Source organism: Psychrobacter luti (assembly GCF_014192115.1).
In the GTDB taxonomy this organism is placed as follows: domain Bacteria; phylum Pseudomonadota; class Gammaproteobacteria; order Pseudomonadales; family Moraxellaceae; genus Psychrobacter; species Psychrobacter luti.
In genome coordinates, this window is sequence record NZ_JACHXL010000002.1 from 60,401 (window position 1) to 76,082 (window position 15,682).

Sequence of the window (15,682 nt, forward strand, 5' to 3'; positions counted from 1 at the left end):
AGTACAGCCATGCCTTTAGACTTTAGCCATTACTTTATAAAACCATTATCTGCCAAAAATGCCTCGGTAATCGCGCTCTGAGGACTGCTTGTGTTTGAGGTATCTGTTTGCGATTTATTCAATAAGCGCTCTAAATAGCGCGCCACAATATCCACTTCTACATTGACTTTAGCTCCTACCAACCAATGCTGCGCTATATTGGTCACTTGCGCGGTATGCGGAATGATATTCAGTGAAACGATATTATCGCGTACCAAATTGGTGGTCAGGCTGATGCCATCAAGGGTGATAGAACCTTTGGTCGCCGTATAATGCGCCAGCTCGTGTGGTATTTCAACTTCGATATAAATAGAGCGCGCATCTTTTTGCAGCTTACTGACCACGCCTACTCCATCGACGTGACCTGCGACGATATGCCCGCCAAAACGCGTGGTCGGTAACATTGCTTTCTCTAAGTTCACAATGTGACCCGGTTTTAAATCAGCTAACGCAGTACGAGCAATCGTTTCACGTGAAACATCAACAGAGTAATAATTACTACCAAACTCGACCACGGTCAAACAGATGCCATTAGAAGCAATCGAATCTCCCAGTTTTACATCAGTAAAATCTAAACCGTCAGATTCTATCGTTAAACGGATATCACCACCAGTTGGCTGCATAGATTTTACTTTGCCGACGCTTTCTATAATTCCGGTAAACATATCAACCTCTTTTCATTTTTTGTTGCCGTTAAAGGCAGAATATATTATTTAAGACTATTGTTTCATGTGAACCTATCAATCAATCCGTCAATAATGGCAACTGTTAGACTTTATGATAGCTATGACGTTTATTACAAACCTAGCGAGAAGTAAGACGAATTATGGGATAAGTTGTGGATAACTAAGAATAATTCAACACATAGCGCGGTTAAAACCTTGGTTTTTAAAGAGTTATCCACAGAAGATCTATTTCTTACTAATTTTTTATTAGAAATAAAAATAAATCCTAAACTATTGATTTTAAATGAATTAACCATAAAATCCATTATCGATAGCCATTAATAAGTTTCATGTGAAACAAAGTTATACACAGTTTCATGTGAAACAAAGTTATACACAGTTTCATGTGAAACCTTAATTAAACCACTATGTTTATCCACATATCCTATCAATAGATCTAATCTTGTGGGTAAAACATTGAAAAACAAGAGTATTTGTCAGAAGGTTTACAAAGGGTATAGGGTAAGCTTAAGGTCAGCGCCCAATTGCTCATGACAATGAACATCGAAACGTAGCTGCTGCGCTAACGATAACGGATTAATAGCAACCATAGGCCGTGCTTGCATACCTAATAAGCAAGGTGCTTGATAAACAATAAGCTCATCTACCAGCTGCTGCTGTAAAAAACTACCAGCGACACTTGCCCCTGCCTCTACCAGCACGTCATAACATTGATAGTCACGCACTAGGCTTTTTAATAATTCAATTAAGTTTTCTTCCCGCCAATATAATGTATCTGAGCGACGGCATAGCTGATAGTCAGATTGCAAATCGTGTTTTAGTCGCCCTCTTCTATCTAGTATTACTATTTTAGGCGGTGGCACTTCCTCAGGCGCGACACCTAACTGACTAGAGCGTATATTTAATTGCGGATTATCAACGATGACAGTTTCACTGCCCGTGATGATAGCGCCACTTTGCGCACGAAGTTTCTGTACATCTTCACGCGCAGCCGTGCCCGTAATCCATTTAGACTCTCCAGACGCCATTGCCGTTCGACCGTCAAGACTGGTAGCAATCTTAAGCCTGACATAAGGCATTTGACTGCGCATCGCCTTTAAAAAGCCTTTATTCAATGCTTCTGCGTGCGCAGTTAGTACGCCAACGGTTACGGGTATCCCCGCTTCTTCTAACAGTTTTACACCGCGACCAGCCACTTGTGGATTGGGGTCGAGACCGGCGATGACGACACGTTTCACACCCGATTCAATAAGCGCTCGCGCACAAGGCGGTGTACGTCCAGTATGACTGCAAGGCTCTAAAGTCACATAAGCCGTTGCGCCCACGGCTCGATTACCGGCATCTTTTAGGGCGAAAACCTCAGCATGCGGCTGCCCAGCTTTGGGATGAAAGCCTTGACCGACCACTTCGTCTGCTTTCACCAATACGCAACCAACCGCTGGATTGGGACGCGTCGTATACAAACCACGCTTGGCCTGCTCAATGGCAAGCATCATAAAATAGCGGTCTTTAGTATCTTGAGAGTGGTTTGAGTTTGGCATAAAGGTGGACTTAATCAATGACTGACAATTATTATTAAAGATCTTATAGGGTAGAGCGAGTAAGAAATATAGACTTGCAAGCAGACTAAATACTTAGCGTGAATCACGCTTATTTTTCATTAGGACGGATATTGGCAATCTCTTGATGAAAGGCATCGATATCTTGAAAATCGCGATAGACACTGGCAAAGCGCACATAAGCGACATCATCGAGCGTCTTAAGCTCACTCATGATAATCTCACCTAGCACTTTACTACTTACTTCGCGCTCGCCCATTTGCCGTACGCGTTTTTCAATACGGCTAATCATCGCTTCTTGTTCATCAATGGTAATCGGGCGTTTTTGTAAGGGCAATAGAATCGAGCGACGCAATTTATCATTATCATAAGGTTCGATTTTGCCGCTTGATTTGATAATGCGCGGCATCACTACTTCTACCACTTCAAAGGTCGTAAAGCGTTCCTGACAGCTATTACATGAGCGGCGGCGCCGAACTTGTGCGCCTTCAGCAGCCAGCCGTGAATCGATAACCTTGGTATCTGACGCATTACAATAGGGGCAATGCATACTCTATTCCTTGTCTTAATATTAAGCGCTATAGGAGCAATTACTGCATAAACAATGGTATCTGAACAATAGATTTAATGATTAATATGAAACATATTTAAATCTAAACAACTTAAGACATTAATCAGTACCTATAGGTAATGCCATCAATAATGACATCACTTACCAATACAGAAGCTACCAAAAATCTTACCTAATAAATCATCAGCGCTAAATTCACCAGTAATCTCACCCAGACTTTGCTGCGCTTGGCGCAAGCTTTCAGCGACCAACTCACCCGCTTTAAAAACTGTCAGCTGCTCATGAGCTTCTGCTAAATATTCAGCGGTACGTCTTAACGCATCTAAATGACGTGTACGGGCGATTAAGCTATTTTCTGGCGGATGGAAACCTACTTTAGCACATAGGATTTCGACTAAGTCATCAATCCCTGCGCCTGTTTCACATGAAACATTTACCTGTTCGTAGCCACGATTCTTGATTTCTGCTTGCGAAATAGAAGTTATCTCCTTACTACTGTTATCATTTAATAAATCGCTTTTATTGGCAATAATCAATAAGCGCTTGGTTTCTGGCAACTCACCAAATAGCTGCTCAGCGAGCTGTAGCGGTGTACTGTCGCTCTCAAGGTCACGAGTCACATCATAGACCATCAGTAGCATATCAGCCTGTGTAATAGCGGTACGAGCACGTTCAATACCGATACGCTCGACCGTATCTTCAGTCTCTCGCAGACCTGCAGTATCGGTCAAATGTAGCGTCAAGCCATTAAGAACCACTGTTTCTTGCAGGGTATCGCGCGTTGTCCCAGCAACGTCGGTAACGATAGCACGCTCTTGCCCTGCTAAGCGATTCAGCAAGCTTGATTTACCGGCATTGGGTCTACCAGCAAGGACTACATGAATGCCATCGCGTAATAGCTGACCTTGCTTGGCGGTCGCTAGCACTTGCTGTATTTTAGCTTGCGTTTGCTCAAGCTTATCTTGGATAACCCCATCAGATAAAAAATCAACGTCTTCTTCATCGGGAAAATCAATCGCCGCTTCAACGTGCAAGCGCAGATGAATCAACTGCTCAAGCAATTGATTAATTTTTTGTGAAAACTCACCGCTAAGCGAGCGAATCGCACTACTGGCAGCGGCGGCACTAGTCGCATCAATAGCGTCAGCGATAGCTTCTGCTTGTACCAAATCCAGTTTATCGTTATCAAAGGCACGGTAAGAAAACTCCCCTGCACCCGCTTGTTTTGCGCCCAATTCAAACACCCGTGCTAACAGCTGATTTTGCAAAATCATGCCACCATGACCTTGCAGCTCAATCACATCTTCGCCGGTGAACGAGTGCGGACCTTTGAAATAAAGCACCAAACCTTCATCAATGGTAGTGCCATCAGCCTGATGAAAACGGCAAAAACTGGCCATACGCGGCGTAAAAGCCGACTTACCAGTGAGCTGACAAGCAATATCATAGGCACGTGCGCCCGACAGACGAATAACCCCGACGCCACCACGCCCAAGCGGTGTGGCAATCGCCGCAATGGTCGGAAGGCTAGATAGATTAGACTTTTTAGGTGACTCATCTAAATTATCGGCGGCTAGTGCCATCTCTAAAGAATCCACAATCACTCTCAATAAGCAAAAACCCCATTATAGACGGCTTGATGCACACTGACAAAGCAAACTTCAATAAGCTGTTTTTTAAAAAATTAGAATACGGCGATTTTTATCAGTCATTAATGGAAGAAAACACTAAAATTTAGCACATAAAAAAACCACCGCCGTAGCGATGGTTCTTTATCAATTTAAGCGTTATTTAGTCTAGAACTTTAACGGTACGACGTTTCTGCTCTTCTTCAACTTTGCGGTTGATTAAGTACTGCTGAGTCATACTGAATAAGTTATTCACGGTCCAGTATAGAACCAAACCTGCTGGGAAGAACAACATAAACGCGGTGAAAATAATCGGTAAAAACTTCATCACTTTCGCTTGCATTGGATCAGCTGGCTGTGGGTTTAGCTGCTGCTGTATAAACATCGACGCACCCATGAGCAATGGTAAAATGAACCACGGATCCATCGCTGATAAATCTTGAATCCACAAAATCCAAGGCGCATGACGTAGCTCAACACTTTCAACCAATACCCAGTATAGCGCTAAGAAAATTGGCATTTGCATCAGAATTGGCAAACAACCCGCCATCGGATTGACCTTTTCTTCTTTATAAATTGCCATCATTTCTTGCGACATTTTCATGCGATCGTCGCCGTGCTCTTCTTTCAATGCCGCTAGTCGTGGCGCGATAGCACGCATTTTTGCCATTGAATAGTAGCTCTTATTCGAGAACCACATCAAGGCAATTTTAACTAAGATAGTCAGTAAGATAATTGACCAACCCCAGTTACCGATAACTTTATGAATACCATCCAAAACGGCAAACAGTATCTTCGATATCGGCCATAACAAGCCATAATCGACGGTTTGGTTCAAACCTACCGCGACTTCTTTTAGCTCAGATTGTACCTTTGGACCAGCATACAAGGTTGCATTTAAAGTCACTTGTTTATTTGGCGCAACATTGACAGGTTGGCTGTTAAAACCAATAAAGTAATCATCGCCCGTTTCGCGGCTAAAGAACTTGCCGGTAAAGTTTTCCGGCGTCCAAGCAGAAACGAAATAATGCTGTACGATGCCAACCCAACCTTTATCACTGGTCGTGGTCAACTCACCATCATTAAACTTGCCGAATTTCAGCTTATTATAAGGGTCATCAGGTGTGCCCCAAGCACCGCCCAAATAAGTCGCCATGCTTAGCGCGCCTTTATCAGACATACCAGGATCTTTACTATCATCGCGTTTTAACTGTGCAAACATCTGCCCTTGCCAAGCATTGGCAGAAGCGTTTTGGATTTGATAGCTAATATCAATCGGATATTTGTCTTGGGTAAAGGTAAAGGTCTTAGTAACCGTTACGCCGTCTTTTTTATACGTAAGCGGTACTGACAGCGTTTGCTGACCTTTCTCCATTACATAATTGTTAGCCGTGTGGCTGTATTTAGCGCGGCCTTCTGCGGTATCGATACCATTTTGACCAATCAGACCAGACTGTGCGACATAGACGCGATTGCTATTATTTTCTAACAACACAAAAGGCTTATCACTATCGAGCGTCGCATCATACTGCTTTAGTGCAGCATAAACGATATCGCCGCCTTCTGGATTGATTTTGATGTCATAGCGATCGGTGGTTACCGTGATAAGACCGGTATTAGCAGCAGGTGTTGCTGCTACCGCACCCGTATCCACTGGTAACGTCTGTACCGGAATGTCGCCTGCTGCGCCGCTAGTCGAAGGAATATCCGCTCCTACCGATGTTGCAGTTTTTGGCACTGTGTCTACAGCTGGCGCATCGGCATAATCATCTCGCCATGCCAAAATCAGCAGATAAGCGGTGATTAGCATCGCAATGATGATCATCACCCGAAATATCTTTTGCATAAACCTTTCCTAGATTAAAAAATTAGGGAATGAAAAATCAGGCATGTGTCATGACCACCACACAGTATTAACCCGTATTCCTAGCGGCAATATCAGCAGTCAATCACATAAAATGTTCATCATTTTACTAAAAAACCACTCTAAATGATACCAAGAGTGTGGATAACTTGTGGGTAACTAAATAGATATCCACAAAGGCTCTGTCGCTAATAAGATTTAGGCCTGTTTCATCATATGATTTAGGCGCGAAACATAGCTTGTCTTATCTCTAAAAACATATAAACCTTGCGCTCTGACATCAGCAAGTGTGATAGGGGCTAAATATTGATAATAATAAGTAGATAAAGGTAACGGCACAAAATCAATGCCATGTCCGCCCAAGGGATGACAACGGCCAATACGTTTTAATAACAGCCAGCTACCTGACCAAACGCCATGCCATGCTAAAGCTTGTTTACCGTAATTTGAGCAAGTTGGATAATAACGACAGCGAGCAGGTAATATAGGACTAATTATCTTTTGATAAAATATAATAAAAAAATAAAATAAATTATAGAAAATTTTATTTATTTTTTTTAATAAATAATTCATTTTGTTTTTTTTCTATTTTTTTAAATATATTATTAATCTCATTAATTAATTCTTTATTACTCAAACCTTTTACAGACTGTTTAACAATAAAAACAATATCTTTATTTTCTAAGTTACTAGCTTTTACGCGAAACTGTTCACGTACTTGACGTTTTATTAAATTTCGCGCAACGGCAGTAGGTACTTTACGCTTAGTAATGGCCATACCGACTCGAGGCTGCTCATGGGTATTGGTACGCACAAACGCCATTAAATGGCTCTGATGAAGCTTACGCTCAGGTGCATCAAACACCTCACGAAAGGCTGCAGGCGTGAGTAAGCGCTGCGCTTTGGTGAAGCGAGCATTAGGTGGCGCTGAAACAGTATTAGACATAGTACAACCTGGTATAAGAGCTGATAACAATAGCAGAAATAGTAGCGTAGAAATAATTACAAAGTATAGAGACAAAAAAAGCGCCGATGTGGGCGCTTTTAATATATGGCTAAGTGTCAGTTGTGATGATTGACGATCGCAATCTATAAATAATAGAAACACAACAAGCACTATGAGCCATGCTTATCGCAATCTACTGATTATACAGTAAGGCGATGACGTCCTTTAGCGCGGCGACGAGCTAAGACCTGACGGCCTTTTTTAGTTGCCATACGAGCACGGAAACCGTGAGTACGTTTACGCTTGATCACGCTTGGTTGGAATGTACGTTTCATAACTCACCTATCAAAATAATGGACTAAATTCGTAATAACGGAGGATTATACCACCGCATAGTATCTTGGTCAATAAACTAATTGAGTCTGTGTTTATACAGATCCGTTTTATAACAGAAAAAATAATCTTTTTAATGATTCATTGTTAAAAAACACTGATTTCTAATACCAGTCTACCTACTGAAAACATCTATTTTGATAATTGAATTTTAAAAGTTATCCACAATTTGTGTGGGTCTCTATAATAATTAACTATTAATATATATAAGTATTGTTGTTATTGGGAGCAATATTATCTGTGGCTAACTCGTTATTTTCATTTAATATCAACAAATTAGACTATGGGTAAGGTTGTGGATAACCTGTGGGTGGAATATGGATAACTCGCGTTGTTTACTTATCCACAAAACTATCCACAGTCTTATCCACAAAAAACAAGGTGTTATCCACAGGCCGTTTGTGTTAGATTAGCCCCCTAGCTGATGTACGGTTTTAAGTGATCTCACCGTAGAGTATCTTAGTTAAGAAACGAGTCGCTCTATAGGTAAGGATTCAGTAATTTCAACAATAAAAAAAGTTGTTCTTTTGACCAATTGTTTTGGACTATGGGGTTAGTACTTTTCATGATTGATACAGCAACTATTTGGGATAAGTGCCTAAATGACTTACGTTATCACGTTAAAGACAACGTCTTTACGATGTGGTTAAGACCATTATCGGCGCATCAAGAAGCCAATAGCATGATTATTCTTGCTCCTAATGATTACTTTGTGACTTATATTAAAAAGAATCATCTGCAAGATATCCAACAGCTGGTCGCTAAACATAGCCAAGGTAGTATCGAAGAGGTAATTGTTCGTGTTGATAATGCTGGTCGTGACATAAATGACAGCCATCAATCACAGTCAGGCTCATTGTTTGAAGACGATAAGCCCTCCCCTCCCCCGGCAGATCACAGTTTTCAAACCACACATAATAATATTGCTAGAGCAGATATTGATGCCAATATGCGTCATGCAGAACTGATCGAGTCTGCCGATGCCAAATCATTAAGCTATCTAAATCCTGACTTCACCTTTGAAACCTTTGTCACTGGTAAGTCCAATAACCTGGCTTACAAGGCCTGTTATGAGCTTGGAAAGCGCCAATCAAAAAATCGGCACAATCCTTTATTTATATACGGACCTTCTGGTTTGGGAAAAACGCATTTAATGCATTCTGTAGCGCATCGCTATTTAAAAAATAATCTAAGTTTTTACTATTTCACTTCTGAAAAATTTATTAATCAATTAGTTTATTCATTAAGAAATAATAAAATAGAAGATTTTAAAAAGAAAATAAAAAAAGTAGATTTATTAATTGTAGATGATATTCATGTATTAGCAGGAAAAACAAAAAGTAGTAATGAGTTTTTGACATTATTTGCAGATTTTACCAGTGGTGATAAACAGCTGATTTTGGCATCAGATCGCCATCCATCACAGATGACAGAGTTTGACGAACGTTTTAGGTCGCGTTTTTCGTGGGGTTTGACGGTTGCGGTTGATCCTCCAGAGATCGATACGCGTGTACAAATCCTACAGAGAAAAGCGGCATCGTATGGAATGAGTCTCCCTAAAGAATGTGCATTGTTTATTGCTCAAAATGTGGTTTCTAACGTCAGGCGTTTAGAAGGTGCACTAAATCAGGTATTTGCCAATGCTAATCTTACCGGTGCGCCGATAACCCTTGAGATGGTGCAATACGCGCTAAAAGATATCGTTGCGATGCGCGTGCAAGCTGTGAATATGGACAATATTCGTAAAGTAGTTGCTGAGTATTACGATATTACAATCAAAGATATGATGGGACGTAAACGTACGCGCAGTATTGCAAGACCGCGTCAAATCGCGATGGCATTGTCACGCGAGCTAACGAGTGAGAGCTTTCCTGAGATTGGTCAGTCATTTGGTGGACGCGACCATACGACCGTGATGCATGCTTGTGATAAAGTGAATGAGCTACGCGCCGCCGATCCAGCGTTTGATAAGGATTACAAGACTTTGGCGTTGATGCTGCAAGCGGGTTAGAAGCTTGTGGTGTGAAGATGTTGTTATGAGTCGTCATGGTTTATAATAATTAGATTGTCAGTAGACACAAGCTATATGGATTATCGTTAGTAGACAGGGTATTATTAAGCCATTATTTTAAAATTATATAATTTAAAACCATATAAAAAATTCTTTTAATAAGAGCAACTAATAAACAAGAGTAACTAAGCATGCAATTATCGATTAATCGAGAGTCGTTACTAAAAGCTATTAACTTGATCGCCAAGGCTGCTGATAAGCGCCATAATATGGTTATCTTGGGTAATATTAAGCTACAGTTGTCTGAGTCAGCGCTGATTTTGACCGCATCTGATTTAGAAGTAGAGCTGACGTCGACGTTGAAATTGCCTGCCGGTGCCTGTGTGGAAGCCGGCACAACGACGTTACCTGCGACCAAACTGAAAGATATTTGTAAATCACTGCCGTCGCAAGCGCAAGTCAATCTTAGCACTCAAGAAAATGAGCGTTGCTTGTTAACCAGCGGCAAAAGTCGTTTCACTTTAGGGACATTACCTAGCGAGGATTATCCAAGTCTTGGTAATCCTGAAAATATTACACCTTTAACCATCAGTCGTAGCCGTTTGACCGACTTAATTCACAAAACCCAGTTTGCGATGGCGATTCAAGATGTCCGTTATTATCTAACCGGCATGTTGTTTGATGTTTCACAGCAGCAACTGACTACGGTAGCAACCGACGGTCATAGATTGGCGTTAGCGCGTAGCGTTATTGACGTTAGTGCTGATTTAAATATGCAGGCGATTTTACCGCGTAAAGCTGTGATTGAGCTTGAGCGCTTAGCTTCTGAGCTTGGCAAGATGCTGGGTGATAAAGACAATGCAGTCACACTAAGCTTTGGTCGTGAATTCTTGCAAGTAAGCTTGCCGTTTGGTGATATGGATAGTACAGGGCAGGTGAGTGATAACTTAATGGTGACGTTTACTGCGCGTCTTATCGATGGAAAATTCCCTGATTATCGCCGTGTTATGCCTAGCAATACAGACAAACTTGCTCTGTTTAATCAAGAAAAAATGACCGATGTGCTGCGCCGTGTCGCGATTTTGAGTAATGAGAAGTCTCGCGGCGTGGTATTTAACTTTGCCAGTGATGGTATGGTAGAAGTACGCGCCAATAACGCTGAGCAAGACGAAGCAGTTGAGATGATACAAGCAAAATATCAAGGCGAGCCGATGGAGCTGTCTTTTAATGCTGCGTATCTGCAAGACGTCTTAGGCGTGATTCAAGGTGATTTGCAAATGCATATGAGCCAATCAAATGCCTCTGTACTGGTCAATCAGCTCAATGATGACTTCCATCAGTATGTCATTATGCCAATGCGCATATAGTACGATTCTATTATAAAATTATTTTTAAATAAACTTTTGCCTAATAATTATTAGGCGGTAATATAGGCGGCTGTCACTGTTATGATTGAACGTCTACAAATCTCGCACCTGCGTAATCTAACCCAAGTGAATCTGCAGTCGGCTGCTTGCAACGTCATTATTGGCGCAAATGGTAGTGGTAAAACTTCCTTACTTGAAGCGATATTTTTGCTTTCAAGAGGTAAGAGTTTTCGTCATCATCAGCCTAAACGCTATATTCAACACCATCAAAATGCAGCAACGGTGCATGCTAGGCTCAATGATAGCAGTACCTTAGCTATCCAAAAGCAAGCCAATGCGACGACGGTTCTACGTCTGAATCAAACCACGGTTTATAACCAAAGTATCTTAACTGAACAGCTACCCACGCTACTGATAGATCCATCGACAATGGATATGTTAGAGCAGGGTAGTGCGAGTCGCCGGCAGCTACTAGATTGGTTAGTGTTTCACATGAAACAAGGGTTTCATCCACAGTGGGTAGCTTATCAACGCCTACTAAAACAGCGCAATAGTTTGCTAAAAAAGAGTCGCCATCTGACGCAAGTTCAGCTTGCTGAGCTAAAATCATGGGATAAAGGACTTAGTAATCATGCTGCGCTTATTCATCATTATCGTGAGCGTATCTTTACAGAATGGCAGCCTTATTTTGCTGAGAGTATTGCGCAATTATTGCCTGCTTACGCTGAGAAATTAAGCCTGAGCTATAATGCCGGCTATGACACCAGTATGGCGCTTGAGGTGCAGCTTAACGAGCGCTTAGAGCAAGATTTGCAACTGGGTTATACTCGCATCGGTAACCACCGCGCTGATATTCATGTGCATTGGCGCTCTAGTGATGTAGCACAAACGACAAATGACGATGTAAAGGACGTTAATTCGAATCCCGCATCAAACACAGACCTCAATACCAAGTTGCCAATTTTAAAAGAACAAGCGGCCAATGTATTGTCTCGGGGTGAGAAAAAGCTTTTGATCACCGCCTTACGTTTATCACAGTTGCCGTTATTGCTTAATGACGAAAAGACCACATTTGCTATAGGAAAAGACGGTAATAGTGATGTACCCAACCGGCATACCAAATCAAGAGCCACGCCAGTGGTGCTGCTCGATGATATTACAGCAGAGCTAGATGATAGGGCGATAGATATTTTATTGTCGACGTTAGCGCAGCTGCCATGTCAGGTATTTATGACCAGTTTGACTGATGGAATTTTACCGTTGGTGCATCGATATTGGTCAGATCCTAAGATGTTTCATGTGAAACAAGGAAGTGTGACACTTTTATAAACAACAATTTATAAAAATTCATTTTCAATTACTAATATCAGCTGAATTTGCGCTTAATTCTTAGCGCATATTACTTATATTCCCCCTCAATTATCATTAATCTACTTATATTTTTAGTAAAGTAATGACCATCCCGAAATACTTGCTCAATATCGATAAAACTGTCAGTAAACAGTGACTTAGCGACGAAAAAATGCTAAAATAGAGCTTTATTTTTGTCCTATTCTCAGCAAGTTATCTTACAAATTTTTATCAGTATTGTTTAAGGTTTTTTTAACGCTTATAAGCATCTAAGTGTTTGATAAACATAAGCTTAATTCTACTCTACTTTCATGTTGATTAAAAAAAGTAGAAGCGGATATTAAAACTGGTTATTGAAAAACAGGCTATGTTTAGAACTGCTTTTTTAACACGGTTTTATACGCCTTTAGATGACATCTGATAACGTTTTAGCGAATACTATAACTAAATATTTTAACCCTAAACGTTAAATCTAAGATAACGTCATTCAGTGTTGCCGTCGTGGTGAGCTGATGACAAATAGCTGATGATGGCTAGATTAAGGAATGCACATGAGTGATTCATTACCTACCGACCACGAGCAACTGATGCCAGATAACGCTCTAGATACTATTGCCGCCCCTGAAGGATTGCCCTCTGATTATAGCTCCAAAGATATTCGTGTATTGCGTGGACTAGAAGCGGTGCGCGTACGTCCTGGTATGTATATCGGTGATACCGACGATGGTACTGGCTTGCACCACATGGTCTTTGAGGTGGTGGATAACTCGATTGATGAGGCGTTGGCCGGTCATTGTGACCAAATTGACATCATTATCCATGAAGATGAGTCTGTCAGTGTCATGGATAACGGTCGCGGTGTCCCTGTGGATATCCATCCAGAAGAAGGGGTGTCGGCAGCACAGGTTATTATGACCGTCCTGCATGCGGGTGGTAAATTCGATGACAACAGCTATAAAGTATCAGGCGGCCTACATGGCGTCGGTGTTTCTGTTGTTAACGCCTTATCCAAAAAGCTTGAGATGAATATTTGGCGTGAAGGCTATCATTATCATCAAACTTATAACGACGGCGTACCAGACGGTGATATCCAGCAGATGGAAGCGACGGATCAAACCGGTACACAAATTCGCTTTTACCCAAGTAACGATGTGTTTACCGGTACTATCTTTGAGTACGACATTTTAGCCAAACGCTTGCGTGAACTGTCTTTCTTAAACTCGGGTGTACGCATTGTCTTAACTGATGAGCGTATCGATAAGCGTCATGAGTTTGAACATAAAGGCGGCTTGTCAGAATTTGTTAGCTATATCAACGCTGGTAAAGATGGCATTAATGATGTCTTTCATTTTGTCAGTGAGCAAGATGATGGCATCAGTGTCGAAGTGGCGCTGCAGTGGACAGATACGTATAACGAAAAAGTATTGTGCTTTACCAATAACATCCCGCAGCGCGATGGTGGCACGCATTTATCTGGTTTCCGCTCAGCATTGACGCGTGGCCTAAACAGCTATATGGACCGTGAAAACTTATTTAAAAAAGAAAAAGTCGTCGCCACTGGCGATGATGCGCGTGAAGGCTTGACGGCGATTGTCTCTGTGAAAGTGCCAGATCCTAAGTTTTCAAGTCAGACTAAAGATAAGCTGGTCTCAAGCGAAGTGAAATCTGCTGTTGAATCAGCGATGCATGATAAATTTAACGATTATTTATTAGAAAATCCAAGTACTGGTAAAGCTATTGCCAGTAAGATTATCGATGCCGCCCGTGCCCGTGATGCGGCGCGTAAAGCCCGTGAAATGACCCGTCGCAAAACCACCTTAGATATCGCAGGTTTACCGGGTAAATTGGCAGATTGTCAAGAAAAAGATCCCGCATTGTCAGAGCTTTATATTGTGGAAGGTGACTCTGCAGGTGGTTCAGCAAAGCAAGGTCGTAGCCGTAAAACCCAAGCAATTTTGCCGTTAAAAGGTAAAATTCTTAACGTTGAGCGTGCCCGTTTTGACAAAATGTTATCATCTGCTGAAGTGGGTAACTTGATTACGGCGCTTGGTTGCGGCATTGGTCCGGATGAATATAATCCTGATAAAGTACGCTACCATAAAATTATCATTATGACCGATGCGGACGTTGATGGATCACACATTCGTACGCTATTATTGACCTTCTTCTTCCGTCAAACGCCTGAGTTGATTGAGCGTGGTTATATTTATATCGCTCAACCACCACTTTATAAGGTGAAAAAAGGTCGTCAAGAGCTGTATCTAAAAGATGATGAAGCTTTAAAAGCGTATTTATTGTCTTCAACGATTGATAATACCAAGCTGCATATCAGTGCCGATGCGCCTGCCATTACTGGTCAGGCGTTAGAGACGTTGTTAAACGATTATAACCAAACTCAGCTTATTAAAGCGCGTTTGCAGATTCGTTATCCTGCGGTGTTATTGGATGCGTTGACCCATACGCCAAAGCTTAGCACCGATATGACCTATGATAAGTCGGCGATGGAAGCGTGGAAAGCATCGTTACAAACGCAGCTTGAGCACTTCGGCAGTGATTTAAATCCTGAGATTGAACTGGTCAATATCCATGCGCCGCAACCAAAAAATATGGATGCTGCGGCTGCTGATTTATTGGGTATGAAACCTGTTATCGAGCCTGAACAGAGCGTCGCGTCAGATATTGACGGTGAAGCAGCATCCGCTAAAGCCCAATGGTTGCCACGTATCACCGTTTATGTACATCAATTAGCCCATAATTATCTGCTAGATGCCAGCTTTATCAATTCAGGCGAGTATACTAAGCTGCTGCGCTTATCAGCTGAATGGAATACATTACTTGCAGAAGATGCCTTTATCCGCCGTGAAGCCACCGCAGGTACGACTAAAGATATCCCAGTACGCGACTTTGATTACCTATGGCAGCAAATGATGCTTGATGCGCGTCGTGGTTTGGCGATTCAGCGCTATAAAGGGCTGGGTGAGATGAATGCTGATCAGCTATGGGATACTACGATGGATCCTGAAAACCGTCGTATGCTACGCGTCACAATTGAAGATGCGATTGCTGCTGACCATATGTTTACCTGCTTAATGGGTGATCATGTCGAGCCACGTCGTATTTTCATCGAAGAGAATGCGTTGACAGTATCTAATCTAGATATCTAAACTGGCTGTGAAAAGTTGCTTAATGACTATTAATTGATTAATAAAAACCACCGTCTTGGCAATCAAGGCGGTGGTTTTTTACTGTTAGAGTTGTTTCACGTGAA

Annotated in this window: 12 protein-coding genes; 4 read left to right on the forward strand and 8 right to left on the reverse strand. The window is 41.7% G+C overall.

Going from position 1 to position 15,682, the window contains the following annotated elements; genetic code table 11:
* Nucleotides 1-29 precede the first annotated feature (29 nt).
* The 8 genes from FHS24_RS04645 to rpmH all read right to left on the reverse strand — a co-directional run bounded on the left by FHS24_RS04645 (nucleotide 30) and on the right by rpmH (nucleotide 7,628).
* A complete protein-coding gene (locus FHS24_RS04645; RefSeq protein WP_183619269.1) occupies nucleotides 30-704 on the reverse strand; it encodes a riboflavin synthase in 675 nt (224 codons plus the stop codon).
* Between the two features lie 506 nt (nucleotides 705-1,210).
* Entirely contained in the window at nucleotides 1,211-2,266 is a 1,056-nt protein-coding gene (gene ribD, locus FHS24_RS04650; RefSeq protein WP_183619271.1) for a bifunctional diaminohydroxyphosphoribosylaminopyrimidine deaminase/5-amino-6-(5-phosphoribosylamino)uracil reductase RibD, read from the reverse strand.
* A 109-nt stretch (nucleotides 2,267-2,375) separates the two neighbouring features.
* The gene (gene nrdR, locus FHS24_RS04655; protein WP_149490272.1) at nucleotides 2,376-2,834 is read right to left on the reverse strand and encodes a transcriptional regulator NrdR; all 459 of its coding nucleotides are present in this window, start codon (nucleotides 2,832-2,834) and stop codon (nucleotides 2,376-2,378) included.
* Nucleotides 2,835-2,992: 158 nt separating this feature from the next.
* Nucleotides 2,993-4,438 carry a tRNA uridine-5-carboxymethylaminomethyl(34) synthesis GTPase MnmE gene (gene mnmE / locus FHS24_RS04660; protein ID WP_183620042.1) on the reverse strand — a complete coding sequence of 482 codons (1,446 nt, stop codon included), beginning with the start codon at nucleotides 4,436-4,438 and terminating at the stop codon, nucleotides 2,993-2,995.
* Between the two features lie 208 nt (nucleotides 4,439-4,646).
* Nucleotides 4,647-6,329, reverse strand: a complete 1,683-nt coding sequence (gene yidC / locus FHS24_RS04665; protein ID WP_183619273.1) for a membrane protein insertase YidC — start codon at nucleotides 6,327-6,329, stop codon at nucleotides 4,647-4,649.
* A gap of 216 nt (nucleotides 6,330-6,545) precedes the next feature.
* Entirely contained in the window at nucleotides 6,546-6,920 is a 375-nt protein-coding gene (gene yidD / locus FHS24_RS04670) for a membrane protein insertion efficiency factor YidD (protein ID WP_183619275.1), read from the reverse strand.
* Nucleotides 6,892-7,293, reverse strand: coding sequence for a ribonuclease P protein component (rnpA, locus tag FHS24_RS04675; protein ID WP_183619277.1), 402 nt, complete (start codon nucleotides 7,291-7,293; stop codon nucleotides 6,892-6,894). The genes yidD and rnpA overlap by 29 nt, the downstream gene beginning before the upstream one ends.
* A gap of 200 nt (nucleotides 7,294-7,493) precedes the next feature.
* On the reverse strand, nucleotides 7,494-7,628 hold the full coding sequence (rpmH, locus tag FHS24_RS04680; protein WP_007394757.1) for a 50S ribosomal protein L34: 135 nt from the start codon (nucleotides 7,626-7,628) through the stop codon (nucleotides 7,494-7,496).
* A 623-nt stretch (nucleotides 7,629-8,251) separates the two neighbouring features.
* Between rpmH and dnaA the strand changes: the two genes are divergently transcribed.
* The 4 genes from dnaA (at nucleotide 8,252) to gyrB (ending at nucleotide 15,578) form a co-directional block, all read left to right on the forward strand.
* Nucleotides 8,252-9,697: a chromosomal replication initiator protein DnaA gene (gene dnaA, locus FHS24_RS04685; protein WP_183619279.1), complete on the forward strand. Its 1,446-nt coding sequence runs from the start codon at nucleotides 8,252-8,254 to the stop codon at nucleotides 9,695-9,697.
* A 191-nt stretch (nucleotides 9,698-9,888) separates the two neighbouring features.
* Nucleotides 9,889-11,064: a DNA polymerase III subunit beta gene (gene dnaN / locus FHS24_RS04690; protein WP_183619281.1), complete on the forward strand. Its 1,176-nt coding sequence runs from the start codon at nucleotides 9,889-9,891 to the stop codon at nucleotides 11,062-11,064.
* 81 nt (nucleotides 11,065-11,145) lie between these two features.
* Nucleotides 11,146-12,393: a DNA replication/repair protein RecF gene (gene recF, locus FHS24_RS04695; RefSeq protein WP_183619283.1), complete on the forward strand. Its 1,248-nt coding sequence runs from the start codon at nucleotides 11,146-11,148 to the stop codon at nucleotides 12,391-12,393.
* A 608-nt stretch (nucleotides 12,394-13,001) separates the two neighbouring features.
* On the forward strand, nucleotides 13,002-15,578 hold the full coding sequence (gyrB, locus tag FHS24_RS04700; protein WP_183620044.1) for a DNA topoisomerase (ATP-hydrolyzing) subunit B: 2,577 nt from the start codon (nucleotides 13,002-13,004) through the stop codon (nucleotides 15,576-15,578).
* The last annotated feature ends 104 nt before the right edge of the window (nucleotides 15,579-15,682 follow it).

Bases quoted from the DNA above. Each gene is read 5' to 3' on its own strand.
- FHS24_RS04645 (WP_183619269.1), bottom strand. From the start codon at position 704: ATGTTTACCGGAATTATAGAAAGCGTCGGCAAAGTAAAATCTATGCAG.
- ribD (WP_183619271.1), bottom strand. From the start codon at position 2,266: ATGCCAAACTCAAACCACTCTCAAGATACTAAAGACCGCTATTTTATG.
- nrdR (WP_149490272.1), bottom strand. From the start codon at position 2,834: ATGCATTGCCCCTATTGTAATGCGTCAGATACCAAGGTTATCGATTCA.
- mnmE (WP_183620042.1), bottom strand. From the start codon at position 4,438: ATGGCACTAGCCGCCGATAATTTAGATGAGTCACCTAAAAAGTCTAAT.
- yidC (WP_183619273.1), bottom strand. From the start codon at position 6,329: ATGCAAAAGATATTTCGGGTGATGATCATCATTGCGATGCTAATCACC.
- yidD (WP_183619275.1), bottom strand. From the start codon at position 6,920: ATGAATTATTTATTAAAAAAAATAAATAAAATTTTCTATAATTTATTT.
- rnpA (WP_183619277.1), bottom strand. From the start codon at position 7,293: ATGTCTAATACTGTTTCAGCGCCACCTAATGCTCGCTTCACCAAAGCG.
- rpmH (WP_007394757.1), bottom strand. From the start codon at position 7,628: ATGAAACGTACATTCCAACCAAGCGTGATCAAGCGTAAACGTACTCAC.
- dnaA (WP_183619279.1), top strand. From the start codon at position 8,252: ATGATTGATACAGCAACTATTTGGGATAAGTGCCTAAATGACTTACGT.
- dnaN (WP_183619281.1), top strand. From the start codon at position 9,889: ATGCAATTATCGATTAATCGAGAGTCGTTACTAAAAGCTATTAACTTG.
- recF (WP_183619283.1), top strand. From the start codon at position 11,146: ATGATTGAACGTCTACAAATCTCGCACCTGCGTAATCTAACCCAAGTG.
- gyrB (WP_183620044.1), top strand. From the start codon at position 13,002: ATGCCAGATAACGCTCTAGATACTATTGCCGCCCCTGAAGGATTGCCC.